The sequence below is a fragment of the Streptomyces sp. NPDC046303 genome, from assembly GCF_055588085.1.
The window spans coordinates 302,424-327,499 of the sequence record NZ_JBVJFA010000002.1; the positions used below are offsets into that span (position 1 = coordinate 302,424).

The 25,076-nt window shown below is 73.9% G+C and carries 23 protein-coding genes and 1 pseudogene; 12 read left to right on the top strand and 12 right to left on the bottom strand.

Features of this window, described 5'->3' with window-relative positions; genetic code table 11:
• The first annotated feature begins 60 nt into the window (after positions 1-60).
• Positions 61-2,139, top strand: a complete 2,079-nt coding sequence (locus ACZ6I1_RS03130) for a SpoIIE family protein phosphatase (RefSeq protein ID WP_469282467.1) — start codon at positions 61-63, stop codon at positions 2,137-2,139.
• 33 nt (positions 2,140-2,172) lie between these two features.
• Here the strand turns inward: ACZ6I1_RS03130 and ACZ6I1_RS03135 are convergent, their stop codons facing one another.
• From ACZ6I1_RS03135 to modA, 3 genes are all read right to left on the bottom strand, one after another.
• Positions 2,173-3,045: a DUF4328 domain-containing protein gene (locus ACZ6I1_RS03135; protein WP_469282468.1), complete on the bottom strand. Its 873-nt coding sequence runs from the start codon at positions 3,043-3,045 to the stop codon at positions 2,173-2,175.
• A 107-nt stretch (positions 3,046-3,152) separates the two neighbouring features.
• Positions 3,153-5,114 (bottom strand): ABC transporter permease, encoded by a 1,962-nt coding sequence (locus tag ACZ6I1_RS03140; protein ID WP_469282470.1) that lies wholly within the window; start codon positions 5,112-5,114, stop codon positions 3,153-3,155.
• A gap of 91 nt (positions 5,115-5,205) precedes the next feature.
• A complete protein-coding gene (gene modA, locus ACZ6I1_RS03145; RefSeq protein WP_469282472.1) occupies positions 5,206-6,021 on the bottom strand; it encodes a molybdate ABC transporter substrate-binding protein in 816 nt (271 codons plus the stop codon).
• Between the two features lie 188 nt (positions 6,022-6,209).
• On the opposite strand from modA, the gene ACZ6I1_RS03150 reads away from it, so the two are divergent.
• The gene (locus ACZ6I1_RS03150; RefSeq protein WP_469282473.1) at positions 6,210-6,614 is read left to right on the top strand and encodes an RNA-binding S4 domain-containing protein; all 405 of its coding nucleotides are present in this window, start codon (positions 6,210-6,212) and stop codon (positions 6,612-6,614) included.
• A 17-nt stretch (positions 6,615-6,631) separates the two neighbouring features.
• Here ACZ6I1_RS03150 and ACZ6I1_RS03155 read toward each other — a convergent pair whose 3' ends face one another.
• From ACZ6I1_RS03155 to dhaK, 3 genes and pseudogenes are all read right to left on the bottom strand, one after another.
• Positions 6,632-7,090 carry a PTS-dependent dihydroxyacetone kinase phosphotransferase subunit DhaM gene (locus ACZ6I1_RS03155; protein WP_469282623.1) on the bottom strand — a complete coding sequence of 153 codons (459 nt, stop codon included), beginning with the start codon at positions 7,088-7,090 and terminating at the stop codon, positions 6,632-6,634.
• Positions 7,091-7,138: 48 nt separating this feature from the next.
• Positions 7,139-7,738, bottom strand: a pseudogene (gene dhaL, locus ACZ6I1_RS03160) (dihydroxyacetone kinase subunit DhaL); the annotation flags it as partial.
• Positions 7,739-7,788: 50 nt separating this feature from the next.
• Entirely contained in the window at positions 7,789-8,793 is a 1,005-nt protein-coding gene (dhaK, locus tag ACZ6I1_RS03165; protein ID WP_469282475.1) for a dihydroxyacetone kinase subunit DhaK, read from the bottom strand.
• A 97-nt stretch (positions 8,794-8,890) separates the two neighbouring features.
• On the opposite strand from dhaK, the gene ACZ6I1_RS03170 reads away from it, so the two are divergent.
• A complete protein-coding gene (locus tag ACZ6I1_RS03170) occupies positions 8,891-9,544 on the top strand; it encodes an alpha-ketoglutarate-dependent dioxygenase AlkB family protein (protein ID WP_469282477.1) in 654 nt (217 codons plus the stop codon).
• 16 nt (positions 9,545-9,560) lie between these two features.
• Here the strand turns inward: ACZ6I1_RS03170 and ACZ6I1_RS03175 are convergent, their stop codons facing one another.
• Positions 9,561-9,878: a YkvA family protein gene (locus tag ACZ6I1_RS03175; RefSeq protein WP_469282479.1), complete on the bottom strand. Its 318-nt coding sequence runs from the start codon at positions 9,876-9,878 to the stop codon at positions 9,561-9,563.
• Between the two features lie 93 nt (positions 9,879-9,971).
• On the bottom strand, positions 9,972-10,436 hold the full coding sequence (locus ACZ6I1_RS03180; RefSeq protein ID WP_469282481.1) for a MarR family winged helix-turn-helix transcriptional regulator: 465 nt from the start codon (positions 10,434-10,436) through the stop codon (positions 9,972-9,974).
• Positions 10,437-10,558: 122 nt separating this feature from the next.
• Between ACZ6I1_RS03180 and ACZ6I1_RS03185 the strand changes: the two genes are divergently transcribed.
• A complete protein-coding gene (locus ACZ6I1_RS03185; RefSeq protein ID WP_469282483.1) occupies positions 10,559-11,146 on the top strand; it encodes a DoxX family protein in 588 nt (195 codons plus the stop codon).
• Positions 11,147-11,248: 102 nt separating this feature from the next.
• A complete protein-coding gene (locus ACZ6I1_RS03190; RefSeq protein ID WP_469282485.1) occupies positions 11,249-13,054 on the top strand; it encodes a glycoside hydrolase family 15 protein in 1,806 nt (601 codons plus the stop codon).
• A 36-nt stretch (positions 13,055-13,090) separates the two neighbouring features.
• Here the strand turns inward: ACZ6I1_RS03190 and ACZ6I1_RS03195 are convergent, their stop codons facing one another.
• On the bottom strand, positions 13,091-15,226 hold the full coding sequence (locus ACZ6I1_RS03195) for a PP2C family protein-serine/threonine phosphatase (protein WP_469282487.1): 2,136 nt from the start codon (positions 15,224-15,226) through the stop codon (positions 13,091-13,093).
• A gap of 173 nt (positions 15,227-15,399) precedes the next feature.
• Here ACZ6I1_RS03195 and ACZ6I1_RS03200 point away from each other — a divergent pair, with 173 nt between their 5' ends.
• On the top strand, positions 15,400-16,164 hold the full coding sequence (locus ACZ6I1_RS03200; protein WP_469282489.1) for a class I SAM-dependent methyltransferase: 765 nt from the start codon (positions 15,400-15,402) through the stop codon (positions 16,162-16,164).
• Between the two features lie 6 nt (positions 16,165-16,170).
• Here ACZ6I1_RS03200 and ACZ6I1_RS03205 read toward each other — a convergent pair whose 3' ends face one another.
• On the bottom strand, positions 16,171-17,079 hold the full coding sequence (locus ACZ6I1_RS03205; RefSeq protein ID WP_469282491.1) for an alpha/beta hydrolase fold domain-containing protein: 909 nt from the start codon (positions 17,077-17,079) through the stop codon (positions 16,171-16,173).
• Between the two features lie 214 nt (positions 17,080-17,293).
• On the opposite strand from ACZ6I1_RS03205, the gene tdh reads away from it, so the two are divergent.
• The 3 genes from tdh (at position 17,294) to ACZ6I1_RS03220 (ending at position 20,573) form a co-directional block, all read left to right on the top strand.
• Positions 17,294-18,322 (top strand): L-threonine 3-dehydrogenase, encoded by a 1,029-nt coding sequence (gene tdh / locus ACZ6I1_RS03210; protein ID WP_469282494.1) that lies wholly within the window; start codon positions 17,294-17,296, stop codon positions 18,320-18,322.
• 115 nt (positions 18,323-18,437) lie between these two features.
• Positions 18,438-19,646: a glycine C-acetyltransferase gene (locus ACZ6I1_RS03215; RefSeq protein WP_469282496.1), complete on the top strand. Its 1,209-nt coding sequence runs from the start codon at positions 18,438-18,440 to the stop codon at positions 19,644-19,646.
• A gap of 12 nt (positions 19,647-19,658) precedes the next feature.
• Positions 19,659-20,573 (top strand): LysR family transcriptional regulator, encoded by a 915-nt coding sequence (locus ACZ6I1_RS03220; RefSeq protein WP_469282497.1) that lies wholly within the window; start codon positions 19,659-19,661, stop codon positions 20,571-20,573.
• A 28-nt stretch (positions 20,574-20,601) separates the two neighbouring features.
• Here ACZ6I1_RS03220 and ACZ6I1_RS03225 read toward each other — a convergent pair whose 3' ends face one another.
• A complete protein-coding gene (locus ACZ6I1_RS03225; protein ID WP_469282499.1) occupies positions 20,602-21,381 on the bottom strand; it encodes a DeoR/GlpR family DNA-binding transcription regulator in 780 nt (259 codons plus the stop codon).
• Positions 21,382-21,564: 183 nt separating this feature from the next.
• Here ACZ6I1_RS03225 and ACZ6I1_RS03230 point away from each other — a divergent pair, with 183 nt between their 5' ends.
• The 3 genes from ACZ6I1_RS03230 to ACZ6I1_RS03240 all read left to right on the top strand — a co-directional run bounded on the left by ACZ6I1_RS03230 (position 21,565) and on the right by ACZ6I1_RS03240 (position 24,570).
• Positions 21,565-22,467, top strand: coding sequence for an SIS domain-containing protein (locus ACZ6I1_RS03230; protein ID WP_469282501.1), 903 nt, complete (start codon positions 21,565-21,567; stop codon positions 22,465-22,467).
• Entirely contained in the window at positions 22,464-23,315 is an 852-nt protein-coding gene (locus tag ACZ6I1_RS03235; protein ID WP_469282502.1) for a class II fructose-bisphosphate aldolase, read from the top strand. The genes ACZ6I1_RS03230 and ACZ6I1_RS03235 overlap by 4 nt, the downstream gene beginning before the upstream one ends.
• 64 nt (positions 23,316-23,379) lie before the next feature.
• Positions 23,380-24,570: an acyl-CoA dehydrogenase family protein gene (locus ACZ6I1_RS03240; protein WP_469282504.1), complete on the top strand. Its 1,191-nt coding sequence runs from the start codon at positions 23,380-23,382 to the stop codon at positions 24,568-24,570.
• Between the two features lie 60 nt (positions 24,571-24,630).
• Here the strand turns inward: ACZ6I1_RS03240 and ACZ6I1_RS03245 are convergent, their stop codons facing one another.
• A complete protein-coding gene (locus ACZ6I1_RS03245; RefSeq protein WP_469282505.1) occupies positions 24,631-25,029 on the bottom strand; it encodes a DUF4440 domain-containing protein in 399 nt (132 codons plus the stop codon).
• Between the last annotated feature and the right edge of the window lie 47 nt (positions 25,030-25,076).

Sequence of the window (25,076 nt, forward strand, 5' to 3'; positions counted from 1 at the left end):
GCCGCCGCCCAGGGGCTCCGACAGGAGGAGAAAGGCCGCGGACAGTGAGACGCTGGCTGCATGGCCCAGTGGGGACAGAATCCCGAGGTCGACTGGCCCGCGCGGCCGGACACGAGCCTGGCGCTCAACCGCATGGGCACCTTCGACTGGGACCTCGACAGCGGGCGGATGTTCCTCGATCCGACCGCCCTCGAGGTCCTCGACCTGCGCCCGGACGAGTTCGACGGCACCACCGCCGGGCTGCGCCCCCGCATCCCGCCCGCCGACCAGGCCCGGCTCGCGGCCCGCGTCGCGCAGGCCCTCGAAGACGGACACAGCCACTACGGGGCCTATGTCCGCGGCCGCCGCCGCGACGGAACCCTGGCCTGGCTCCACGTCCAGGGCCACATCATGCGCGACGCGGACGGGCGCCCGTACCGCGTCATCGGGATCCTGCGCGACGCCGCCCACGACCCCGGCGAGCCCGGCGCCGCCGGGGAGCGGGCCGAGGGACGGCGCCGGATGACCGGAGTCGTCGAGCGGACCACGGCCATCCTCGCCCACGCCCGCACCGTCAACGACGTGACCGACGTGCTCAAGGACCCGGAGGCCCTCGGGCACCTCGGCGCGGTCAGCGTGATGCTGGGCGTCGTGGACGGCGGCCGCATCCACCTGGTCGCGGAGGGGCAGCTGGGCTCGTACGTCCCCGAGATCGAGTACACGCGCATCGACGCGCAGCTCCCGATGAGCGAGGCCGTCCGCACCATGCAGCCGGTCTACCTCGCCTCGCGCGAGGAGTTCCAGCTGGGCTACCCGCAGCTGTGGCCGTACATCGAGCCGCTGTCCGTGCGCAGCGGGGTCTACCTGCCGCTCATCGCCCAGGGGCGGCCCATCGGCGCCCTCGGCCTGCTGTACACGCGTGACGGGGATTTCACCGCCGAGGAGCGGAACCTGCTGATGGCGCTCGGCAGCGGCATCGCGCAGAGCCTCCAGCGCGCCATGCTCTTCGAACAGGAGCACGATCTGGCGGAGGGCCTCCAGCGGGCCATGCTGCCCCGCCGGATCCCCGAGGTGCCGGGCGCGCTGATCGCCGTGCGGTACCGGTCCGCCCGGATGGGGCGGGACATCGGCGGCGACTGGTACGACGTGATCCCGCTCGGCGAGGGCCGCGTCGGCGTCATGATCGGCGACGTGGAGGGGCACGACACGGACGCCGCCGCCGTCATGGGCCAGCTGCGCATCGTGCTGCGCGCCTACATCGTCGAGGGGCACACCCCCGGCACCGCCATGGCGCGGGCTTCGGCGTTCCTGCGCGATCTGCAGACGGAACGCTTCGCCACCTGCACGTACGCCGAGGTGGACCTCAGCACCGGGATGCTCCGGATGGTCCGCGCCGGCCACCTCGACCCGGTGGTGCGGCGCGGGGACGGCAGCTGCCACCGGGTCCAGGTGGCCGGCGGCCTGCCGCTCGGCCTGCCGCCCCGCCAGCAGACCGGGACCGGCTCCGGCTATCCGGTCACGAGCCTCGAACTGCACCCCGGGGACACCCTGCTGCTGTGCACGGACGGGCTGATCGAACGGCCCGGAGCGGACCCCGACACCGGCATGCGGGAGCTCATGGACGCCGTCTGCAGCGGCCCGGTCGACGTGGACGAACTCGCCGACGTGCTGTGTGACCTGGTCGGTGACGCGGGCGGCGGGGACGACATGGCCCTGCTCGTCCTGCGCCGCCGCGGTACGCCCGCCGGGCGCGGCGGCGGCCCGCTGCGCCAGCGGCTGGAGCCCGGCGACCCGGAGGCCCCGGCGCTGGCCCGGCACCTGATCCGTGCCGCCGCGGACGCCTGGGGGGCCCGGGACCGGGCCGACGAGATCGAACTCGCCGCGGACGAGCTGATGACCAATGCCCTGGTCCACACGGACGGCGGCGCCGAGGTCGGCATGAGGCTGACGGCGGAGGGCCGGATCCGCGTCGAGGTCGAGGACTCCAGCAGCGCCCTGCCGAGGCGCCGCGAGGCGGGGGACTGGGCGGTCTCCGGCCGCGGGCTGCTCCTGGTGGAACAGCTCACGGACGGGTGGGGCGTCGAGCCCCGGGGCGGCGGGAAGTGCGTGTGGTGCGAGTTCTCCGTCACCGCCCCCGCCCCGGAGCCGGCCGCCGGCTGAACGCCGAAGGGCTGGACGCCGGACGGCGGGACCTCAGACGGCCGCGTACGGGCCCTGCACGGCTTTGGCGTTCTGCATCGCGGTGAGCTTGCGGACGAAGAGGACGGCCAGCACGGCGGCGGCGACCATCAGCAGGTCGGAGACGATGCCGACGACGGACGCGTCGCGGACGGCCTCGGGCGTCTCGGCGAGCTTGTACATCTGCGCGAAGACGCGGTCGGTGCAGGCCGCGAGGACCCAGACCAGCCACCAGGCCGTGAGCGGACCGGTGGACACCGGGCGGGAGGAGCCGTCGGGCCCGAGCCGGGTGCTGGCCGCCCAGATCTGCCGCGCGATCCGGAAGGGGAGGAACAGGTTGCCGATGGGGATGAACCAGGCGCCGATGGCCCAGCCGCGCGCCTGGGTGAAGGCGTCGGGGCGGAAGATCCCGCCGTTGACGCGTACGCGGTGGAACCAGACGATGAAGACGGTCGCCGTGCCGAGCAGGACCAGCAGCTGGAAGCCCCCGGCGAAGGCGGTGAGGACGTCCGACAGGTCGAGCGAATCGTCCGAGACCTGGCCCGGGTCCGCGATGAGGTCCTTCATCAGCGACCAGGCGAACAGGTTGGCGCCGGCCGAGAACAGGTTGACCGCGGCCGCGACGGACAGCAGCACGGTCAGCGCCGTCGCCAGGCCCTGCGGGGAGCGCAGCACGTCGGCGGGCGGCGGCGGACCGGGGTACACGGGCTGCCCCGGGTACGGCTGCCCCGGGTACGGCTGGGCCGGATAGGGCTGCCCCGGGTACGGCTGGGCCGGGTAGGGCTGGGCCGGGTAGGGCTGGGCCGGGTACGGCTGGGCCTGGTGCGGGCCGGCCGCGGTGTACGGCGGGCCGGGCGGCGGCGGTGAGCCGGGCGCGCTGAAGGACATGACGGTGTACCCCCCACGGGAAACGTGTGACATGCGGATGCTGCCTGCCGACGGGCCGCAGGCACCGCCGAACCTATGCCAGCCCGCTGACATGATCCAAACGGTTCCTACAGGCGGACGAGCGTGACCTCGGTGGCCTTCACACCGGCCCACACCCGGGCGCCGTCGACGATGCCCAGCTCGGCGGCCGCTTCCGGGGTGATCTCCGCGACCAGGTCCGGCGCCCCGTCCGGGGCGATCAGCACGCGCAGCCGGCTGCCGACCGCCGTGATCTCCCGTACGGTGCCCGGCCAGACGTTGCGGGGGCTGCCGCCCGGGCGGTCCCGGTGCACGGACACCGCCTCGGGGGCGATGATCGCGAGGGCCTGCGCTCCCTCGGGCAGCGTCTCGGCGACGACGAGGCTGCCCCCGGCGGCCAGGGCCAGCCCGTGCGCGGAGGCCGTGCCCGGCCAGGCGTTGCGCCCCAGCATCCGGGCCACCCACGGGGAGCGCGGGTGCCGGGTCACTTCGGAGGGCGGCGCGTCCTGGAGGGTCCGCCCGTCGGCGAGTACGAGGACCCGATCGGCCAGCGAGACCGCCTCGACGGGATCGTGCGTGACGATGAGGCAGACCCCGCCGAAGCCGGCCAGATGCGTGCGCAGGGTGTGCCGCACGTGCGCCCGTGTCGTCTGGTCGAGGGCGGCGAGGGGTTCGTCCAGCAGCAGCAGCCGGGGGCGGGCCGCCAGCGCGCGGGCGAGGGCGACGCGCTGGGCCTGGCCGCCGGAGAGCTGGGCGGGCCTGCGCGCGGCGAGGTGCCCGACGCCCAGCCGGTCCAGCCAGGCCTGGGCCTCGCGACGGGCGCCGGCCCGCCCCACCCCGCGGGAGCGCAGCCCGTACGCGGTGTTGGCGAGGGCGCTCAGGTGCGGGAACAGCGCGCCGTCCTGCGGGACCCAGGCGACCTGCCGCCGGTGCGGGGGCAGGGCGGTGACGTCCGTGTCCCCGAGCCTGAGGTCGGCGTGGGCGCGCGGGGTCAGGCCGAGGAGGGCGCGCAGCAGGGTGGTCTTGCCGGCGCCGTTCTCGCCGACGACGGCAATGGTGGTGCCCGGTGCGGCGTCAAGGGTGAGCCGGTTGAAACCGGTGACGGTGGCGTGCAGCGACCAGTGCCCGTCCCCGGCCGGTACGGCCTCCACCGGTTCCCCGGCGGGCGCGGGCATGGGCATGGGCGTGGGCGTGGGGGTGGGTGCGGGTGCTGACGGCTCCTCCACCACCGGCACCGCGGCGGGCTTGCGGGTGGCGGGAGCGCCCGTCCAGCGGCCGCGCAGTGCGATGAGTACGGCCATGGCGATCGCGAGCAGCAGCAGGGAGACGGAGGTCGCGGCCTCGGGCTGCTCCTGGAGCAGCAGGTACACCTGGAGCGGCAGCGTCTGAGTGGTGCCGGGCAGGTTCCCGGCGAAGGTGATGGTCGCGCCGAACTCGCCGAGCGCGCGGGCCCAGGTGAGCGCGGCGCCGGCGACCAGACCGGGGGCCACCATCGGGAGGGTCACGGTGAAGAACACGCGCACGGGTGAGGCGCCGAGCGAGGCGGCCGTCTCCTCGTAGCTCAGCCGGAGCCCGCCGAGTGCGCCCTCCAGGCTGATGACGAGGAACGGCATCGCCACGAACGTCGCCGCGACGACGGCGCCCGAGGTGTGGAAGGGCAGCGTCACCCCGAAGGTGTCCTCCAGCCACGGCCCCAGCAGGCCGCGCCGGCCGAAGCCGAGCAGCAGGGCCACACCGCCGACGGTCGGCGGCAGCACCATCGGCAGCAGGACGAGCGAGCGGACGAGGGCCTTGCCCCTGAACTCCACGCGGGCCAGCAGCCAGGCGAGCGGTACGCCCAGGAGCAGCGAGAGGCCGAGTGCCCAGAAGGACACGACGAGCGAGAGGTTCAGCGCCTGGACCACGCCGGGGCTGCCCAGGTGGGCGCCCAGCTGCCCCCACTGGGTACGGGTCAGGATGCCGATCAGCGGCAGCAGCAGGAACGCGACGGCGAGCAGCGCGGGCAGCGCGAGGGTCACGGGGGGCCGGGTGCGGGTGCGGGGTCTGCTCATGGGGGTGGTCCTGGCTCGGGGGGCGGCTGCGGGAAGCGTACGGGGCCGGCCGCGGGTGACGGAGAACGTGCTGCCCGCGCCCCGGACCGGATCAGGCCTGCTGGAAACCCGCGTCCTGGAGGATCTTCTGCGCCTCCGGGGTGCTCAGCCAGGCCACGAACGCGGCGGCGGCGCCGGGGTTCTTGGACTGCTTCAGCGTGGCGGCCGGGTAGGAGGCGACCGCGTTCTGGGCGTCGGGGATGTCCACCGTGGTGACCTTGTCTCCCGACGTGGCCGAGTCGGTCTTGTAGACGAGCCCCGCATCGGCCTCGCCCAGCTCGACCTTGCCGAGGACGGCGCGGACGTTCGGCTCCTGGGAGACGGGCTTCACCGCGACGCCCTGCCGGTCCAGGATCTCCTTGCTGTAGCGGCCCACCGGGACCTCGGGCGCGGCGAGCACGACCTTGATCTTGGCGTCGGCGAGGTCCTTGAGCGCGGCGATCCCGAACGGGTTGCCCTTGCCGGTCGCGATGACGAGGCGGTTCCTGGCGATGACCTTGGCGTCACCCGTCTCGCCCTTGAGGCCGTCCATGGTCCTGGTGTCGGCGGTGACCAGGGCGTCGGCCGGCGCCCCCTGCCTGACCTGCGCCGCGAGCTCCTGCGAACCGGCGAAGGAGAAGGTCACCTTCGTGCCGGGGTGGGCCTTCTCGTACGCGGCGCCGGCCGTCTTGAAGACGTCCGTGAGGGAGGAGGCGGCGAGGACGGTCAGGTTCGCGGCCTCCGGCTCGGCGGAGGCGGGGCCCGAGCGGGATCCGGACGCGGCGGCGGGTGCGCCGTCCCCGCCGCCGTTGCCGCAGGCGGCCAGCGGGACGAGCAGGGCGGCGGTCAGCGCTGCGGCGGCACGGCGGTGGTTCACGGTCGCGGACATGAGGCGGTGCTCCTGGGGCGAGTGGGCGGCCGGCCTTGCGCCGGGACACAGCAGATGCGACAAGGTTGAGCCATTGGAGGCGCATTTGCAATTGCCTTGGTGTCATCTACATGGCAGCTGCCCTACCCCTTGTGACATCCGTCGAAAGTCCTTCGGCTATCCCGCGCCGCCTCGCTAAAGTCGGGGGCATGGCTCATGAGGCAACGGGAACGGCAACGGGAACGGACACGGGATCCGTGCGGGTGGACGCGTGGATCTGGTCCGTGCGCCTGACGAAGACCCGCTCGACGGCGGCGACCGCCTGCCGGGCGGGGCACGTGAAGGTCAACGGAGAGCGCGCCAAGCCGGCGCAGCCCGTGCGCGCGGGTGACGAGGTACGGCTCTTCCACGCCGGGCGGGAGCGGATCGTCGTGGTCCGCCGGCCCGTGTCGAAGCGGGTGGGCGCTCCGGTCGCCGCCGAATGCCTGATCGACAAGAGCCCGCCGCCGCCGAACCCCGCCGAGGCCGCGGCGGTGGGCATCCGCGACCGCGGCGCCGGCCGCCCGACGAAGCGCGAGCGCCGGGAGATCGAAACCCTCCGCGGCCGCCAGTAGCCCGGGGCGGGGCCGGATCAGGCCTTGCGGTACGTGTACGCCTCGCCCGCGGTCGATTCGACCTGGGACAGGGGGGCGCCGGCGGAGGCGGCCACCACGGCCGCCACCGCGCCCTCCAGGAACGGCGCGTCCACCAGCCGTGCCCCCGGCGGCAGTTGGCCCTCGGCCAGCAGTGACTTCACGGTGAGCACGGAGCTGCCCAGGTCCGCCAGCAGGGCGACGCCGGCGCCGCGGTCCACCGCCCGCGCGGCCGTCAGGATGCGCTCCGCGCTCGTGCCGAGGCCGCCCTCGGCCGTGCCGCCCGCCGTGGCCACCGGCGCCATCGGCCCGCCCGCCGCCAGGCCCCGGGCGAGCTCCGCCACCGAGTCGGCGACCACGGCGCTGTGGGAGACCAGCACGATGCCCACCAGGCCGTCTCCCGCGTCCGCGGCATCCGGCCCGGCGGTGGCGGCCCCCGCCGGGCCGGATGCGGCCACGCCCAGGTCGTCCGCCGCGTCCGCCGCGTCCGCCGCGTCGGCGGCGTCGGCGGCGTCGGCGGCGTCCGCCAGTGCCGTCATCAGCAGGGCCGACGAGGTCGCTCCCGGATCCTGGTGCCCGATGCTCCGCTCGCCGAGATAGCTGGCCCGGCCCTTGCGCGCCCGCAGCGGGACCGTCGCCTGCGCCCCCTGCTCCGCCGCGTCCCCGGCCGCCCGGTAGGAGGTGCTCAGCGCGGCCACCCCCGGCACCAGGGCGTCCAGCATCGTCTTGTCGCCCGGCGCCGCCCCGCCCAGCTGGGCCACCGCGCCCACCCCCGCGTACAGGGCCTTGCGCAGCGCCTCGTCGGAGACCTCGGCGACCTCCCCGAGCTCCTTGCCGGTGCGCCTGAACAGCGTTCCGTACAGCGGTCCCGAGGCGCCGCCGACGGTCGAGATCAGCGTCCGTCCCGCGAGCTGGAGCACCGCCCCCGGCGTCGCCGGGGCCTCCGCGGCCAGGGCCGCCTCCACCGCGGTGAAGCCCCGCAGCAGGTTGCTCCCGTGGTCCGCGTCCCCGATCGGCGAGTCGAGTTCGGTCAGCCGGTCCGCCTCGCGCTCCACCGCGGCGGCCGCGGCCGTCATCCAGCGCCGGAAGAAGTCTGCGTCACGCACCGGATCTCCTCGTGTCGGATCTGCTGGCGGGCCTTCCGGCCACCTTACGGTCAGCGTCCCCAGCGCAGCGCGGCCGTCTGCACGGGGGCGTCCCACAGTCGCAGCAGTTCCTCGTCGACCCGGCACAGCGTCACCGAGCATCCCGCCATGTCCAGCGAGGTGACGTAGTTCCCGACGAGCGTGCGCGCCACGGTCGTTCCGCGTGCCTCCAGTACCCGCGCCACCTCGGCGTGGAACCCGTACAGCTCCAGCAGCGGCGTCGCCCCCATGCCGTTGACCAGTACCAGGACGGGCCCGTCGGGCGGGCCCGCCTCCGCCAGCTCCTCCAGTACGGCGCCCACCGCGACCTCGGCGATCCCCCGGGCGGGCATCATCGGGCGCCGCTCCCGGCCCGGCTCCCCGTGGATCCCGACGCCCAGCTCGAGCTCCCCGTCGGGCAGGTCGAAGGTGGGGCTGCCCTTGGCGGGCGTGGTGCAGGCGCTCAAGGCGACGCCGAAGCTCCGCGAGGACTCGTTGACCCGCCGGGCGATCGCCGCGACCCGGTCCAGGGGCGCCCCCTCCTCGGCCGCCGCCCCGGCGATCTTCTCCACGAAGAGCGTGGCCCCGGTGCCGCGCCGCCCGGCGGTGTACAGGCTGTCGGTCACGGCGACGTCGTCGTTGACGAGCACGCGCTCGACCCGCAGCCCGTCCTCCTCGGCGAGCTCGGCGGCCATCTCGAAGTTCAGGACGTCGCCGGTGTAGTTCTTGACGACGAACAGCACCCCCTGCCCCGAGTCCACGGCCGCCGCCGCCCGCAGCATCTGATCGGGCACCGGCGAGGTGAACACCTCCCCGGGACACGCGGCCGACAGCATCCCGTACCCCACGAACCCGGCGTGCAGCGGCTCGTGTCCGGAGCCGCCCCCGGACACCAGCCCGACCCGACCGCCGTCCCGCGCGTCCCGCCGTACGACGACCCGCCGCTCCACGTCGACATCGAGCTCGGGATGAGCGGCCGCCATCCCCCGCAGGGCGTCGGCGACCACGGTGTCCGGACTGTTGATCAGCATCTTCACGGTTGTCTCCCAGGAAGTCGGCCTGAGGAGAAGTGTGGCGCAGTCCCGGCCTCCCCGTATTCGTGCAGGTGTTCGGTATCGGCGTTAGGGTGGATCCATGCACGCAGGACACGACATGGGCGCGGGCATGGGCCTGCAGGGTTCCCTCTTCGACCAGGACGACGAGATCCGGCTCGGGCCGCTCGCCGGCATCCGGCGCACCCCGCTCGGTGCCGGAGCCTGGGTCGATCACCTGCCGGGCTGGCTGACCGGCTCCGACGCGCTCTTCGAGCAGCTCGCCGCCGAGGTGCCCTGGCGTGCCGAGCGCCGGCAGATGTACGAGCGCGAGGTCGATGTCCCCCGCCTGCTCGCCTTCTACGGAGCCGGCGAGACCCTCCCGCACCCCGTCCTCGCCGAGGCCCGCGAGGCCCTGAGCCGCCACTACGCCGCCGAGCTCGGGGAACCCTTCACCACCGCCGGACTGTGCCTGTACCGCGACGGCCGCGACAGCGTGGCCTGGCACGGGGACCGGATCGGCCGCTCCGCCACCGAGGACACCATGGTCGCGATCGTCTCCGTCGGGGATCCCCGGGACCTGGCCTTCCGGCCCCGCCACGGCGGGCCCACCCTGCTGCGGCTGCCCCTGGGGCACGGCGACCTCGTCGTCATGGGCGGCTCCTGCCAGCGGACGATGGAGCACGCGGTGCCCAAGTCGACGCGGGCCGTCGGCCCCCGCATCAGCGTCCAGTTCCGCCCCCGCGGCGTGAGGTGAAACCGCACCCGGCCGGTCAGACCCGGCCCGGTTCCCCCACGGGAGGGGCCTTCGCCGTGGCCCTCGGCGCGGCCGTCGCGGCGGCCGCGTGGAGCGAGCGCAGCGCCAGCATCAGCACGCCGATGTCGTCCAGGTACACCGGGTCCGGCATCAGGTCCACCGGCGAGACGGTGTAGACCACGGCCACCCAGAACAGGGCCTTGTCGCGCAGCGGGATCCCGGCGTCGAGCAGCAGCCGCCGGGCCCGCAGGACCCGTACGAGCAGCACGGCGGCGGTGATCGCGAGCCCGACCGCGACGGCCGCGGCGAGCGCGATCCAGATCGTTCCGTCCATTTCGCCCCTATACCCGCCCCGCGGACCGGCGTACCGCGGACCCGCGTGCCACGGACCCGCGTGCCACCGACCCGCGTACCAAGGGCCCGCGGCTCAAGCGCCCTCTGCGCGCAGGCGCCGGCCGACCTCGCCCAGTCCGTCGGCGAGCGCGTCGAGCTGGTCGGGGGTCAGGACGTCGATGAGGATCTCCCGGACCGTGGCCACATGCCCGGGCGCCGCCTCGTCCAGCAGGGCGCTGCCGGCGTCGGTGAGGACGGCGAAGACCCCGCGCACGTCCGAGGGGCAGCTGCGGCGGCGGACCAGCCCGGCCTTCTCCATCTGGGTGATCTGGTAGGTCAGCCCGCTCTTGGAGTTGATCAGGCCATTGGCCAGTTCCGTCATCCGCAGCTCGCGGCCCGGGGCCGCGGCGAGCCGGACGAGGATCTCGTACTGGGGGTGCGAGAGGCCGGAATCGTCCTTCAGCTGCTGGTCGAGGCGGCGGTTCACCAGAGCCGAGGCGGCCAGGAATCCGCTCCAGGCGCGCTTCTCGCGGTCGTCCAGCCATCTCGTTTCAGCCATGGCCTCAGCCTACACGGGTTGTTCGAATTTGAATCAACGGTTAGGGTCCAGTTCGGCGGTTCGAATTTGAACAACTCTGTCCACTCCGTCCCCCTCGGGCCGCCCGACCGGAAGGATCCCCCATGACCAGCCCCTCCGCCGCCACGGCGAAGCCGCAGGCCCCCGCACCGGCCGCACAGCCCGCCACCGGCGCCCCCCTCGCCCTCTCGACTCCGGGCCACGACACCGGGCTCCTGCTCCTGCGCCTCGTCCTCGGCCTGACCATGGCCGCGCACGGCTCCCAGAAGCTCTTCGGCTGGTTCGGGGGCGGCGGCATCAGCGGAACCGGGAAGTTCTTCACCGCCAGCGGATACCCCGCCGGTGACGCCATGGCCGTCCTCGCCGGCCTGACCGAGACCCTGGGCGGCCTCGGCCTCGCCGCCGGCCTGCTGACCCCGCTCGCCGGCGCCGCCATCGTCGGCACGCTCATCAACGCGATCGCCGTGCACGGCACCGGATCCTTCTTCGCCCCCGAGGGCATCGAGTACGAACTGCTGCTGACCGCGGGCGCCGCCGCCCTCGCCCTGACCGGCCCCGGCCGGTACGCCGTCGACCGCTTCCTGCCGGTCCTGCGCGGCCACCGCCTGGCGCACGGCGCCCTCGCCGTCGCCCTCGGCGCGGTCCTCGCCGCCGTGCTGCTCCTCGTCCGCGGCCAGGGAGCCTCTTCCTGATCCCGCCTCACCCGCGTCGTCCGGCACGCGCGGTGGTGCCGGTGGTGCCCGGGGCCGGGCCCGCACTGATTGGCCCCGGGCATTCGGGGGAAGAGCGCACAAATGACACAACCCATCGAAGACTACGCACTCATCGGCGACCTGATGACGAGTGGGCTGGTCGGCCGCGACGGGTCCATCGACTGGCTGTGCCTGCCGCGCTTCGACTCCGCGGCCTGCTTCGCCAAGCTCCTCGGCGACGAGGAGAACGGCCACTGGCGCATCGCCCCCCTCGACGCCGCCGACGGCGAGCCGTGCACCCGCCGCGCCTACATCGACGGCACGCTGGTCCTCGAGTCCTCCTGGGAGACCGGGACCGGCACCGTCAAGGTCATCGACTTCATGCCCCAGCGCCAGGTCTTCCCCGACGTGATCCGCATCGTCGAGGGAGTCACCGGCAGGGTCACGATGGGCAGCACCCTGCGCCTGCGCTTCGACTACGGCCACGTCGTCCCCTGGGTCCGCCGCGCCGACGGGGACCGGGCCGCCGTCGCCGGACCCGACTCCGCCTGGTTCCGCAGCGACCCGCACGTGCGGACCTGGGGCGAGGAGAACAGCACCCGCTCCCAGTTCCCGGTCGCCGCGGGACAGCGCGTCGCCTTCGTGCTCACCTGGCACCCCTCGCACGAGCCGCGCCCCGAGCCCATCGATCCGTACACGGCCCTGGAACAGACCCTGGCCGACTGGTGGGACTGGTCCCGGCAATGCCGCTACGAGGGCCCCTACCGGGAGGCGGTGACCCGCTCCCTGATCACCCTCAAGGCCCTCACGTACGCCCCGACCGGCGGCATCGTCGCCGCGGCCACCACCTCGCTGCCCGAGGAGCTCGGCGGGGTCCGCAACTGGGACTACCGCTACTGCTGGCTCCGGGACGCCACCCTCACCCTCGACGTGCTCCTCGCGACCGGCTTCCTCGACGAGGCCCGCGCCTGGCGTGCCTGGCTGCTCCGTGCCGTCGCGGGTGACCCCGCCGACCTCCAGATCATGTACGGGATCGCCGGAGAGCGGCGGATCCCCGAGACCGACCTGCCCTGGCTGCACGGCTACGCCTCCTCCGCCCCCGTGCGCATCGGCAACGCGGCGGTCGACCAGCTCCAGCTCGACGTGTACGGCGAGGTCATCGACTCCCTGCACCTGGCCCGGTCCGCCGGGCTCCCCTCCGAGCGCCACGCCTGGCGGATCCAGCTGGCGCTCCTCGACTTCCTGGAGCGCAACTGGCACCGGCCGGACGAAGGCCTGTGGGAGGTGCGCGGCCCGCGCCGCCACTTCGTGCACTCCAAGGTGATGGCCTGGGTGGCCGCCGACCGGGCCGTACGGACCCTGGAGAAGAACCCCTCCATGCCGGGCGACCTCGAACGCTGGCGGACCATGCGGGAGGTGGTGCACCGCGACGTGTGCGAGAAGGGATACGACCCGGAGCGGGGCACCTTCACCCAGTACTACGGCTCCCGCGAGCTCGACGCGGCGACCCTGCTCATCCCGCGGGTCGGCTTCCTGCCGCCCGACGACCCGCGTGTCATCGGCACGGTCGACGCGGTCCGCGAGGAACTCGGCCGCAGCGGCCTGGTCCGCCGCTACAGCACCGAAGGCCCCTCCGTGGACGGTCTGCCCGGCGACGAAGGGGCCTTCCTGGCCTGCTCGTTCTGGCTGGCCGACGCCCTGTACCTGACGGGCCGCGGCAACGAGGCCCGCACCCTCTTCGAAAGGCTGCTGGCGGTACGCAACGACGTGGGGCTGCTCGCCGAGGAGTACGACCCGGTCTCCGGGCGCCAACTCGGCAACTTCCCCCAGGCCTTCAGCCACGTCGGCCTGGTCAACACCGCCCTCGCGCTGTCCCAGGACGAACCCGGAGGCCGTGATCTCGGTTGACCGGACGCGGGTCCGCTCCCGTCCGAACGGCAGGCCCTACGCGGCTGCGCCCGTACGGGACGCCAGCAGCAGGGCGGTGTCGTCCGGCCGGTCGGCGGCGTTGCCCGCCTCGCTGACCAGCCGGTCGGCCGTCTCGGTCAGCGGGCCCGGCCGGGCCGCGGCCAGCCCCCTGCGCAGCCGCTCCACCCCCACGTCGATGTCGGCGCCCGGCTTCTCCACCAGCCCGTCCGTGTACAGGGCGAGCACCGAACCCGTCGCGAGGTGCAGTTCCGTCACCGGATACGAGGCCTCCGGGTCGATGCCGAGCACCACCCCGCCGGCCAGGTCCAGCACCTCGGTCCGGCCGTCGGGGTGGCGCAGCAGCGGCTGCGGGTGCCCGGCCCGGACGGCCTCGGCGGAGCCCGACGCCGGGTCGAGCACCACGTAGCAGCAGCTCGCGAACTGGCCCGGGTCCAGATCGATCAGGATCTGGTTGGTACCGCGCATCACCTGGTCCGGTGTGCTGCCGGTCAGCGCGAAGGCCCGTACGGAACTGCGCAGTTGGCCCATGGTGGCGGCAGCGGACACCCCGTGCCCCTGGACGTCCCCGATGACCAGGGCCAGCCGCCCGCCGCCGGTCTCGACCACGTCGTACCAGTCCCCGCCGACGTCCATGCCCTGGGTGCCGGGCAGGTAGCGGCCCACCGTCTCCACCTGCTCGTGCACCGGCAGCCGGTGCGGCAGCAGCGCGGACTGCAGTCCGCGGGCGAGCGCCGCCTCGCTGTCGTAGCGCCGGGCCCGTTCCAGCGCCTGGGCGATCAGTCCGGCCAGGGCGGTGAGCACCGTCCGCACCTCCGGGCTGAAGCCGCGGGGCGCGTCGAAGCCCAGGATGCACGATCCGACGGGGCGGCCGGACGCGATCAGCGGCAGGAACGCGCGGGCGCCGACGTGGGCGTCCAGCGGGATGCCCGGGTACGCGGCGGCGAGGTGTTCCATCGACTCGAAGAACAGCGGGCGCCCCGAGGTCAGGGTCTCCACGCCCGGCAGCCGCGCATCGAGCCCGACCCCGTCGAACCGGTTGAGGAAGCCGCGCGGGAAACCGGTCTCCCACGCGAGGTGCAGGTGCCGCTCGTCCAGCAGATAGATCGCCAGCTGGCGCCCGCCGAAGGCCGGCAGCAGCTCCTCGGTGACCACCGCCGACACCTGCCGGGCCGTCACCGCCTCGGTCAGCGCGATGGCCAGGGCCACCGGCCGGTACAGCGCGGAGGCCCGGTCGGCGGGGGAGCCGAGGTCCCCTCCCGGGCGGGCCACCGAGGCGGGCGCGTAGGAGGGTGCCTCGGTGGCGCCGATGGTCACGGTCACCCCGTCGGGGCCCGGGTACAGGCCCACCGACACCCACTGGGCGGGCATGCGGCGGCCCCGCCGGGCCGGGAAGTGCACCGGCTCGGTGGACATGAAGACGGCCCGGAAGTGGTCCTCGTACGCGGGATGCCCGAGCCAGGGAACCGCCTCCCACAGCACCCGCCCGCGCAGTTCCTGCCCGCCCGCGCCGAGCAGCTTCTCGGCGGCCCCGTTGACGAAGCGGATCCTGCCCTGCCGGTCCACCGACAGCACGGCCTGCGCGAGCCGCTCCACGACCTCCCGGGCGCCCCCGCCGGTGCCGGGCTGCTCGGCGTACAGGGGGTCGCCGTCCCAGACCACCGGATTCCCGGCGGCCGTCAGCTCCGCCAGCTCCCCGCCCAGCCGGTCCGCCGCCCGGCGCAGCCGCTCGCGGTCCACCGGCCCCACCGGGATCCCGGGAGTCGCGGCGCGCAGCACCATCAGCACCCCGAACCGCTCGGCGCCGGCGCTCACCGGCTCGAACATCGAGGCGAAGGGGAAGGGCAGCCCCGCCATCAGCTGCGGGAAGCGGCGCATGGCCGACTCCGCGTCGGGCAAGTGCACGGACTGCCCGGTCCGGTAGGACTCGGCGACCGGATACGGGCGGCCCATGGTCATCCGCCACCAGGGCCGGAACAGCTGCACCGGAAGCCCCGACAGCACGGCCATCCGCAGCAGCCCCTCCCGCCCGGAGCGCAGGTACACCCCGCCCGCGTACCCGCCGACGGCCGTCACCACCTCGACCGTGGCCCGGGCGAGCACCTGGGCCAAGGCATCCGGGGCGGGGCCGCCACTGTCCGGTCTCGCCGTCACACCGCCAGGATGCGCCTTCGGCGGTGGTGGCCGCACCCGGGGCCCGGCGGCACCGCGGTAGGCCGACCGCTTCCCTCTTCCGGGGGACGCACGGGTGTACGCCCGCACCTCGGGCGCGCCGCGGGGCACGATACGCATCCCACTCCCGCCTGGCAGGCACCGGAAGGCAGAACATGCGGTTCCAGTACGACACCCTCGGAGAGCGGTACGCCGAGTCCAGGACCACGGCGGCCTTCTCGGCGGCCGACACCTACACCCTCCACGGAGCCCTCGACGCACTCGGCGGGGTGCGCGGGCTCGACGCCCTCGACCTGGCCTGCGGCTACGGCTACAACACCCGGCTGCTGGCCCGCGGCGGCGCCCGGCGCACCGTCGGGGTGGACGCCTCGGAGGAGATGATCAAGCTCGCCCGTGAGCACGACGCGGGGCAGGACGGGCCGGACACCGGAGGCACCGGGTACACCGGGAACATCGAGTACCACGTCGCCGACGCCGCAGGCCTCCCCGACCTCGGGCCGTTCGACGTCGCCACCGCCGTCTACCCCTTCAACCACACGCCCGACCGCGCGTCCCTGCACGCGATGTTCCGCTCCGTCCGGGCCAGCCTGCGGGCGGGAGGGCGGCTCCTCGCCATCGTGCCCAACGCCGGGGCGTTCCCCCGGGTGGACTGGTCGCCGTACGGGGTCCGCATCCTCGACCGGGTCGTGACCGGCGACGCGCCGCTGCTGAAGGCGCACTTCCTCACCGAACCGCCGGTGCCCTTCGAGTTCCACGAGTGGGCGCACGCGGATCTCGCCGAAGCGGCCGTCGAGGCGGGCTTCAGCACCATCGGCTGGCAGCCGAACCGGACCCCGCCCGCCGACCGCGAACGCGACGACGCGTACTGGACGGCGTACCGCGCCTGGCCGATCAGCTCCCTGATGACCTGCGTCGCGTAGCCGGGCTCACACCTCCGCCGCCGACCGGATCAGCTCGACGATCCGGTCGCGCGCCGCCCGCCCCTCCGGCACCGGCAGCAGCGGATAGCCGTGCGGCAGCCCCGCCTCCTCGTGGAACTCCACCTCCGCCCCCGCCGCGCGGGCCCGGCGCACCAGCTCCCTGCTGTCCGTGGTGAGCACGTCCCGGGTCCCGGTGAACACCGTCAGCGGAGCCAGCCCCGCGAAGGACCCGTGCAGCGGGCTCACCCGGGGATCGTCGGCGGGCAGGGTCCCGGCGTACAGCCGCCCGGCCTCGAGCAGTCCCGGGCGGGCCAGGATCGGATCGTCCGCCTCTATGCCCGCCTGGTCCGGATGGCTCATGCTCACGTCCAGCCACGGCGAGATGAGGACGATCCGGGAGGGCTGCGCCCCGTTGCGGTCGCGCAGCCGCTGGGCGGCGGCCAGCGCCAGCCCCGCCCCGGCGGAGTCCCCGATGAGCACGGTCCCGCCCGCGCCGCCGCTGGCGATCAGGCCGCTGAGCAGGTCGGCGGCGACCGGGACCGTCCGGTCGGCGGTCCCGCGCGGGGCGAGGATGTACGCGGGTACGACCACGCGCGCCTGCGCCCGCATGACCAGGGTCCGGATCATCGCCCAGTGCGGGCGGACCAGTTCGTTGATGTAGCTGCCGCCGTGCACGTACAGCACCCGGGCCGCGGGCTCGCTCCCGCGCGGGGAGACCTCGTACACCGGCCAGGCCCCGACGAAGGTCCGCGAGATGTCCGCGACCCGCCCCAGCGAGCGCGGCGGCAGATGGGAAGCGGGCCGGCGGGCGGACTCGGCCACGCGCGTGCGCACCGCCTCGACGCTCGCGAACCGTCTTCGCCGCCCCGCCGCGATCAGCGCCACCGACAGCGCCCTGCTGCGCAGACTCGGCACGCCCCTCACCTCCCCTTTTCCCCGGACCACCCCCGGCCCCGGGACCCTACCCCGTCACCGCAGGAGCATAGGCGTGAAGCTGGCCTGTCGACCCGCTTAAGAAAGTCTCGATGGACTGATCACCACGCGTCTCGGCAGATTGGTGCCCGTCACCGACGCCGCCCGCGCACCCCGCGTTCCGCGGCGCCCCCTTCCGCATGCCTGGAGCCACCCCATGAAGGCACTCGTCAAGCACAAGGCCGAGCCCGGACTGTGGCTGATGGACGTCCCCGAGCCCGAGTACGGCCCCGGCGACGTGCTGATCAAGGTGCTGCGCACCGGCATCTGCGGAACCGACCTGCACATCCGCGCCTGGGACGGCTGGGCCCAGGGCGCCGTCAAGACCCCGCTGGTCCTCGGCCACGAGTTCGTCGGCGAGGTCGCCGCGCTCGGCGCGGACGTCCACGACATCGAGATCGGCGCGCTGGTCAGCGGCGAGGGCCACCTGGTGTGCGGCAAGTGCCGCAACTGCCTCGCCGGCCGCCGCCACCTGTGCCGCAGCACGATCGGCCTCGGGGTCGGCCGCGACGGCGCGTTCGCCGAGTACGTGGTGCTGCCCGCGCAGAACGTGTGGGTGCACCGGACCGCGGTGGACCTCGACGTCGCGGCGATCTTCGACCCGTTCGGCAACGCCGTGCACACCGCGCTGTCCTTCCCCCTCGTCGGCGAGGACGTGCTGATCACCGGTGCCGGCCCGATCGGGATCATGGCGGCCGCCGTGGCCCGGCACGCCGGTGCGCGCAACGTCGTGATCACCGACGTCAGCCCCGAGCGGCTGGAGATCGCCCGCAAGGCGGGCGCCACGCTCGCGGTGAACGTCGCCGAGTCCTCCATCGCCGACGCGCAGGCGCAGCTGGGGCTGCGCGAGGGCTTCGACATCGGCCTGGAGATGTCCGGCCGCGGCGAGGCGATGCGCGACATGATCGACAACATGACGCACGGCGGCCGGATCGCCATGCTGGGCCTGCCCGCGCAGGAGTTCCCGGTGGACTGGGCCAAGGTCGTCACCTCGATGATCACCATCAAGGGCATCTACGGCCGCGAGATGTTCGAGACCTGGTACGCGATGACGGTACTGCTGGAGGGCGGGCTCGACCTCGGCCCGGTCATCACCGGCCGCTACTCGCACCGCGACTTCGACGCGGCGTTCGACGAGGCCTCCACCGCCCGCAGCGGCAAGATCATCCTGGACTGGACGGCGTAACCGCCCGCCCGTCCCGCACAAACCATCTCCCTCCGGCCGGGCCCCGCCCACCCTCCCCCCCCCCCCGGGGCCCGGCCCCCTTCGTCGCCCTCCGCCGCACAAGGAGAACCGCACCATGTTCGAGTCCGTTCGCGAGGACCTGCGCACCACCCTCGACGAGATCCGCGCCGCCGGCCTGCACAAGCCCGAGCGCGTCATCGGCACCCCGCAGAACGCCGCCGTCGCCGTGACCGCGGGCGGCGCCCCGGGGGAGGTCCTCAACTTCTGCGCCAACAACTACCTGGGGCTGGCCGACCACCCCGAGGTGGTCGCCGCCGCGAAGGACGCCCTCGACCGCTGGGGCTACGGCATGGCCTCGGTCCGCTTCATCTGCGGTACGCAGGAGGTGCACAAGGAGCTCGAGGCGCGGCTGTCCGCGTTCCTCGGCCAGGAGGACACCATCCTCTACTCCTCCTGCTTCGACGCCAACGGCGGTGTCTTCGAGACCCTGCTCGGCGCCGAGGACGCGGTCATCTCCGACGCCCTCAACCACGCCTCGATCATCGACGGCATCCGCCTGTCCAAGGCCCGCCGCTTCCGCTACGCCAACCGCGACATGGCCGAGCTGGAGACCCGCCTCAAGGAGGCCACCGAAGGCGGCGCCCGGCGCAAGCTGATCGTCACCGACGGCGTCTTCTCCATGGACGGCTACGTCGCCCCCCTCCAGGAGATCTGCGACCTCGCCGAGCGCTACGACGCCATGGTCATGGTCGACGATTCGCACGCCGTCGGCTTCGTCGGCCCCGGCGGCCGCGGCACCCCGGAGCTGCACGGGGTCATGGACCGCATCGACATCATCACCGGCACCCTCGGCAAGGCCCTGGGCGGCGCTTCCGGCGGTTACGTCGCGGCGCGCGCCGAGATCGTCGAGCTGCTGCGCCAGCGCTCGCGCCCGTACCTCTTCTCCAACTCCCTCGCCCCGGTCATCGCGGCGGCCTCCCTCAAGGTCATCGACCTGCTGGAGTCGGCCGGCGACCTGCGCGAGCAGCTCGCGGCCAACACCGCCCTGTTCCGTACGAAGATGACCGAGGCCGGCTTCGAGATCCTGCCCGGCGACCACGCCATCGCCCCCGTGATGATCGGCGACGCGGCCGAGGCGGCCCGGATGGCCGAGCTGCTGCTCGAGCGCGGCGTCTACGTGATCGGCTTCTCCTACCCGGTGGTGCCGATGGGCGCGGCGCGCATCCGCGTGCAGCTCTCGGCGGCCCACTCGACGGCCGACGTCGAGCGCGCGGTGGCCGCGTTCATCGATGCCCGTGCGGCGCTGGTGGCCGACGGGGCCTGAGACAATGGTGGGGTGATCGACCCCCGCCGGCTGCGCATCCTGCGGGCCGTGGCGGACCACCGTACGGTGACCGCCGCGGCCGCAGCCCTGTACCTCACCCCCTCCGCCGTCTCCCAGCAGCTCGCTGCCCTGGAACAGGAGACGGGCCACGCCCTGCTCACCCGCAGCGGCCGGGGCGTACGGCTCACCGCGGCCGGTGAGATCCTGCTCGGCCACGCCCACGAGGTGCTGGCCCAGCTGGAGCGGGCGGAGGCCGAACTCGCCGCGTACGCGGGCGGCTCGGCGGGCGAGGTGACGGTGGCCGCCTTCGCCACCGGCATCGCGGAGGTCCTGGCCCCGGCCATTGGCAGGCTGGCGCTGGAGCATCCCGGGATCCGGCTGCGGGTCCGGGACGCGGAGGGCGACCAGAGCCTGCCGCTGCTGCTGGACGGCGAGGCGGACGTGGCCCTGGCGGTCGAGTACCGGGGCGGTCCGGGAGCGGACGACGCCCGGCTGTCCGTCCTGCCGCTGTACGCGGAGCCCTTCGACGCCGTACTGACCTCGGGGCATCCGCTGGCCGACCTGCCCGCGGTGGCACTGGCGGACCTGTCCGACGCGGACTGGGTGGGCCAGTACCCGGGCAACCCCTGCTACGACGTGACGCTGCTCGCGTGCGAACTGGCGGGCTTCCAGCCCCGGTTCGTGCACTCGTCCGACGACTTCCGCGCGGTGACGGCGCTGGTCGGCGCGGGGGCCGGGGTGGCCCTGGTGCCGCGTTCGGCGCTGCGGGGCATGGACCTCAAGGAGGTCCAGGTCCGGCCGGTCGCCGGGCCGGCCGCCACCCGCCGGGTCTTCGCCGCCACCCGCCGCGGCGGCGAGACCCACCCGCTGATCGCCCCCGTCCTGGCCGCCCTGGTCCGGGAGTCGGAGCGGCTGCCGGCGCACTGAGCCCGGCCCGGACGCGGTCCGGGCCGGTTCACACCCTCAGCACCTCCACCCCCGCCGCCTCGAACTCCCGGGCCACCCCGGCCGCCAGGCCCGTGTCCGTCACCAGGACGTCCACCGCCGAGGTCGCGCAGATACGGGCGAAGGCGCGCACGCCCAGCTTGCTGGAGTCCGCCGCGATCACCACCCGGCGGGCCCGTTCGCACAGCAGGCGGTTGACCGAGGCCTCGTCCTCGTGGCGGGTCGCCGCGCCGTCCGCCGGGTCGAAGCCGTCCACGCCGAGGACCGCCGTGTCCACCGCGAGCTGGCCGAGCACCTGCTCGGCCAGCGGACCCGTCAGCTCGTAGGACTGCGGGCGCGCCACACCACCGGTCAGCACGATCTTGAACTGCGGCCGGATCACCAGTTCGCCCGCGATGTTGAGGGCGTTGGTGACCACGGTGAGGGCGGGAGAGCCCTGGGCCAGGTCCGGGCGGCCCGCCAGGGCCCGCGCGATCTCCGTGGTCGTGGTGCCGCCCGTCAGGCCGATCACCTCGCCCGGGGTGATCAGGGCGGCGACCGCCTCGCTGATGCGGCGCTTCTCGGCAGCGCGGCGCGAGGTGCGGTAGCGCAGGGGGAGTTCGTACGAGACCCCGTGCAGCACGGCCCCGCCGCGCGTGCGGACCAGCAGCTGCTGCTCGGCGAGCTGGTCGAGGTCGCGGCGGATGGTCGCGGCGGACACGCCGAGGGCCTCGGCGGCCGGTTCCACCTCCACCTCGCCGCGCTCCACCAGCAGGTCCAGCAGTGCCTGCCAGCGCTCCTTGCGGGTCATCGGCCGCCCCCTTCGGTGTGCTCCATCGGCCTACCCGCCGACATTAACTCAGGCGATCCTCTCGTTGATGCTTGAAGTTGCGCGAAACTGCCGGATACCTTGCAGGAAAGCGCATTCGGGAGCGCGTTTCCCGTGTTTCCGGTATTTCCCCGTATTTCCCGTCTTTCGCCCGAGGGAGCCCGCATGAGTCACGTCGCGCACGAGTTGGGCACGCAGCCCGCATGCTGGGAACGGGCCGCCGAACTGGCCCCCGCCCGGCGGGCGGTGCTGCCGCAGCCGGGGGAGCGTACCGCGATCGTCGGGTGCGGGACCTCGTACTACATGGCCCAGGCGGCCGCCGTGTTGCGCGAGGAGGCCGGCCAGGGCGAGACCGACGCCTTCCCCGCCTCGGAGTTCCCGCGCCACCGCCGCTACGACCGGGTCGTCGCCCTGACCCGGTCCGGGACCACCACCGAGGTGCTGGACCTGCTGGCCGCTCTGCGGGACGCGGGCGTGCCCACGACCGCTGTCATCGGCGATCCCGCGACCCCGGTGATGACCGTCGCCGACGACCTCGTCGTCCTCGACTTCGCCGACGAACGGTCCGTCGTGCAGACGCGCTTCGCGACCACCGCCCTCACCCTGCTCCGCGCCCACGCCGGCCTGCACTCCGCCTCCGTGGTCGCCGACGCCCGCACGGCGCTCGCCGAGCCGCTCCCCGCCGAGCTGGAGAGCCGCGGGCAGTTCACCTTCCTCGGCCGCGGCTGGAGCGTCGGCCTCGCGCACGAGGCCGCGCTGAAGATGCGCGAGGCCTCCCTGTCCTGGGCCGAGTCCTACCCGGCGATGGAGTACCGGCACGGGCCCATCAGCATCTCGGGGCCCGGCACCGCCACCTGGTCGCTCGACGAGGCCCCCGACGGGCTCGCCGAACAGGTGCGGAGCACCGGCTCCCAGTGGGTGGCGGGCCGGCTCGACCCGCTCGCCGAGCTGGTCCGCGTACACCGCCTCGCCCTCGCCGTCGCCGCCCACCAGCAGCTCGACCCCGACGCGCCGCGCCACCTCACCCGCTCGGTGGTCCTGACCGCCGGAGAGGAGGCGGTCCGATGAGCCTCGTCCCCGCCGGCACGCTTGTCCGCGAGGCGGCGGCCGCCGGCCGCGCCGTCGCCGCCTTCAACATCATCACCCTGGAACACGCCGAAGCGGTCGTCGCCGGAGCCGAGGCGGCCGGGCTGCCGGTCATCCTCCAACTCAGCGAGAACGCCGTGAAGTTCCGCGGCGGGCAGCTGCTGCCCATCTCCCGCGCGGCCGCCGCCTGCGCCGAGGCCGCCGGGGTCCCGGTCGGCCTGCACCTCGACCACGTCAAGAGCCCCGAGCTGCTGCGCCAGGCCGGCGACGCCGGATACGGCTCGGTGATGTACGACGCCGCGCACCTCCCGTACGCCGAGAACCTGGAGGCGACCCGCTCCGCCGCCGACTGGGCGCACGCCCACGGCCTGTGGATCGAGGCCGAACTGGGCGAGGTCGGCGGCAAGAACGGCGCCGCCCCGCTGGACCCGCACGCGCCCGGCGCCCGTACCGACCCCGACGAAGCGCGCCGGTTCGTCGCCGACTCCGGGGTCGACGCGCTGGCCGTCGCCATCGGCAGCAGTCACGCCATGACCAGCCGCACCGCCTCGCTGGACCACGCGCTGCTCGCCCGGCTCGCCAAGACGGTGGACGTACCGCTCGTCCTGCACGGCTCCTCGGGGCTGCCCGACGCGGAGCTCGCGGCGGCCGTCGCGGGCGGCATCCGCAAGGTCAACATCGGCACCGCCCTGAACGTGGCCATGACCGGGGCGATCCGCACCCACCTCACCCCGGCCGACCCCAGGCCCTACCTGACGGCCGCCCGTACGGCGATGGCGGTCACGGCCGAAGCCATGATCAACGCCCTCGACCCTTCCGAATTTTTGTAACGGGTTCTACTCTGACCGCCGCCACCCAGCGACCGGCTGGACGAGCGAGACACCCGGAGGGGCCGTGCACCTCGAATACACGCCTGAGCAGCAGCAGTTGCGCGCCGAGCTGCGCGCCTACTTCGCCGACCTGGTGCCCGAGGACGTCTACGCCCGCTACGAGGATCCGGCCGCGCAGAAGCGGTTCTACCGGGAGACCATCCGACGGCTCGGGGCCGACGGCTGGCTCGGCGTCGGCTGGCCGAAGGAGTACGGCGGCCGCGGGATGTCCCCGATGGACCAGTTCATCTTCTTCGACGAGGCGGCGCAGGCCGTCGTACCGCTGCCCCTGATGGCGCTCAACACCGTCGGGCCGACCATCATGCAGTTCGGCACCGACGAGCAGAAGGCGTACTTCCTGCCGAAGATCCTCGCGGGCGAGATCGACTTCGCCATCGGCTACAGCGAACCGGACGCGGGCACGGACCTCGCCGCCCTCAAGTGCAAGGCGGTCCGCGAGGGCGACGAGGAGACCGGCACCTACGTGGTGAACGGGCAGAAGATCTGGACCACCAACGGCGACACCGCCGACTGGGTCTGGCTCGCGGTGCGCACCGACCCGGACGCCCCCGCCCACAAGGGCATCACCATGCTCCTGGTGCCGACCGACGACCCCGGCTACTCCTGCACCCTCATCAACACCCTCGCCTCACACGACACCACCGCCAGCCACTACGAGGACATCCGCGTCCCCGCCACCCGCCGCGTGGGCCAGGAGAACAAGGGCTGGCGCCTGATCACCAACCAGCTCAACCACGAGCGCGTCACCCTCGCCGCGCACGGCACCATGGCCATCCGGGCCCTGCACGACGTGCAGCGCTGGGCCGCCGAGACGAAGCTCGCCGACGGCCGCCGGGTGATCGACCTCTCCTGGGTCCGCGGCCGCCTCGCCCGCACCCACGCCCGGCTCGACGCGATGAAACTCCTCAACTGGCAGATGGTGGGCGCCGTCCAGTCCGGCACCCTCACCCCCCAGGACGCCTCCGCGGTCAAGGTCTACGGCTCCGAGGCCCGCCGCGACGCGTACGCCTGGCTCATGGAAGTCGTCGGCGCGGCCGGCTCCCTGAAGGACGGCTCCGCCGGCGCGGTCCTGCACGGCGAACTCGAACGCGGCTACCGCAGCGCCGTCATCTTCACCTTCGGCGGCGGCAACAACGAGATCCAGCGCGAGATCATCTCCTGGATCGGCCTGGGCATGCCCCGCGTCCGCCGCTGACCGACGGGCACGGGGACCGGGCGGGCACGGGACCGGGCACGGACCGGGCGCCGCCGGTGGTCAGGGCTGGTCGTACCAGGCGAACGCCGAGATGCGCCAGCCCTGCGGGGTGCGGACGAACTGGATCGTCTTGGTCCCGCCGCCCTCGAAGGGCTCCCCATCCAGGATCCCGGACTTGCGGTACGCGCCGAACCGCGAGGCGACGTCACCCGCGATCTCGGTCCGCTCGGAGGTCTCCCACTCGGCGAACTCGAGCAGCCGGCCGTCCGCCAGCAGCCGCAGGCGGGGTTCGACGAACTCGTCCACCGTGTAGACCGTGAACTCCGGACCCGTTTTGACGATCACGCCACCCGGCACGACAAGCCTGCGGATCCGGCCCACATCGGCGGCCTTGCCGCCCCGGTTGTCGAAGGCGCCGAAGAACTCGGCGGTCACCGCGTCGATCTCGCTCTTGGACATGGCGCGACCGTAACACCGAGGCCGTACGCTGGAGTCACCGGGCAGCC

Coding starts and splice junctions, on each gene's coding strand:
- ACZ6I1_RS03230 (WP_469282501.1), top strand. CDS start 21,565: ATGAGTCACGTCGCGCACGAGTTGGGCACGCAGCCCGCATGCTGGGAA.
- ACZ6I1_RS03180 (WP_469282481.1), bottom strand. CDS start 10,436: ATGGCTGAAACGAGATGGCTGGACGACCGCGAGAAGCGCGCCTGGAGC.
- ACZ6I1_RS03235 (WP_469282502.1), top strand. CDS start 22,464: ATGAGCCTCGTCCCCGCCGGCACGCTTGTCCGCGAGGCGGCGGCCGCC.
- ACZ6I1_RS03170 (WP_469282477.1), top strand. CDS start 8,891: ATGCACGCAGGACACGACATGGGCGCGGGCATGGGCCTGCAGGGTTCC.
- ACZ6I1_RS03175 (WP_469282479.1), bottom strand. CDS start 9,878: ATGGACGGAACGATCTGGATCGCGCTCGCCGCGGCCGTCGCGGTCGGG.
- tdh (WP_469282494.1), top strand. CDS start 17,294: ATGAAGGCACTCGTCAAGCACAAGGCCGAGCCCGGACTGTGGCTGATG.
- ACZ6I1_RS03200 (WP_469282489.1), top strand. CDS start 15,400: ATGCGGTTCCAGTACGACACCCTCGGAGAGCGGTACGCCGAGTCCAGG.
- ACZ6I1_RS03245 (WP_469282505.1), bottom strand. CDS start 25,029: ATGTCCAAGAGCGAGATCGACGCGGTGACCGCCGAGTTCTTCGGCGCC.
- ACZ6I1_RS03150 (WP_469282473.1), top strand. CDS start 6,210: ATGGCTCATGAGGCAACGGGAACGGCAACGGGAACGGACACGGGATCC.
- ACZ6I1_RS03215 (WP_469282496.1), top strand. CDS start 18,438: ATGTTCGAGTCCGTTCGCGAGGACCTGCGCACCACCCTCGACGAGATC.
- ACZ6I1_RS03130 (WP_469282467.1), top strand. CDS start 61: ATGGCCCAGTGGGGACAGAATCCCGAGGTCGACTGGCCCGCGCGGCCG.
- ACZ6I1_RS03135 (WP_469282468.1), bottom strand. CDS start 3,045: ATGTCCTTCAGCGCGCCCGGCTCACCGCCGCCGCCCGGCCCGCCGTAC.
- modA (WP_469282472.1), bottom strand. CDS start 6,021: ATGTCCGCGACCGTGAACCACCGCCGTGCCGCCGCAGCGCTGACCGCC.
- ACZ6I1_RS03225 (WP_469282499.1), bottom strand. CDS start 21,381: ATGACCCGCAAGGAGCGCTGGCAGGCACTGCTGGACCTGCTGGTGGAG.
- ACZ6I1_RS03190 (WP_469282485.1), top strand. CDS start 11,249: ATGACACAACCCATCGAAGACTACGCACTCATCGGCGACCTGATGACG.
- ACZ6I1_RS03185 (WP_469282483.1), top strand. CDS start 10,559: ATGACCAGCCCCTCCGCCGCCACGGCGAAGCCGCAGGCCCCCGCACCG.
- ACZ6I1_RS03140 (WP_469282470.1), bottom strand. CDS start 5,114: ATGAGCAGACCCCGCACCCGCACCCGGCCCCCCGTGACCCTCGCGCTG.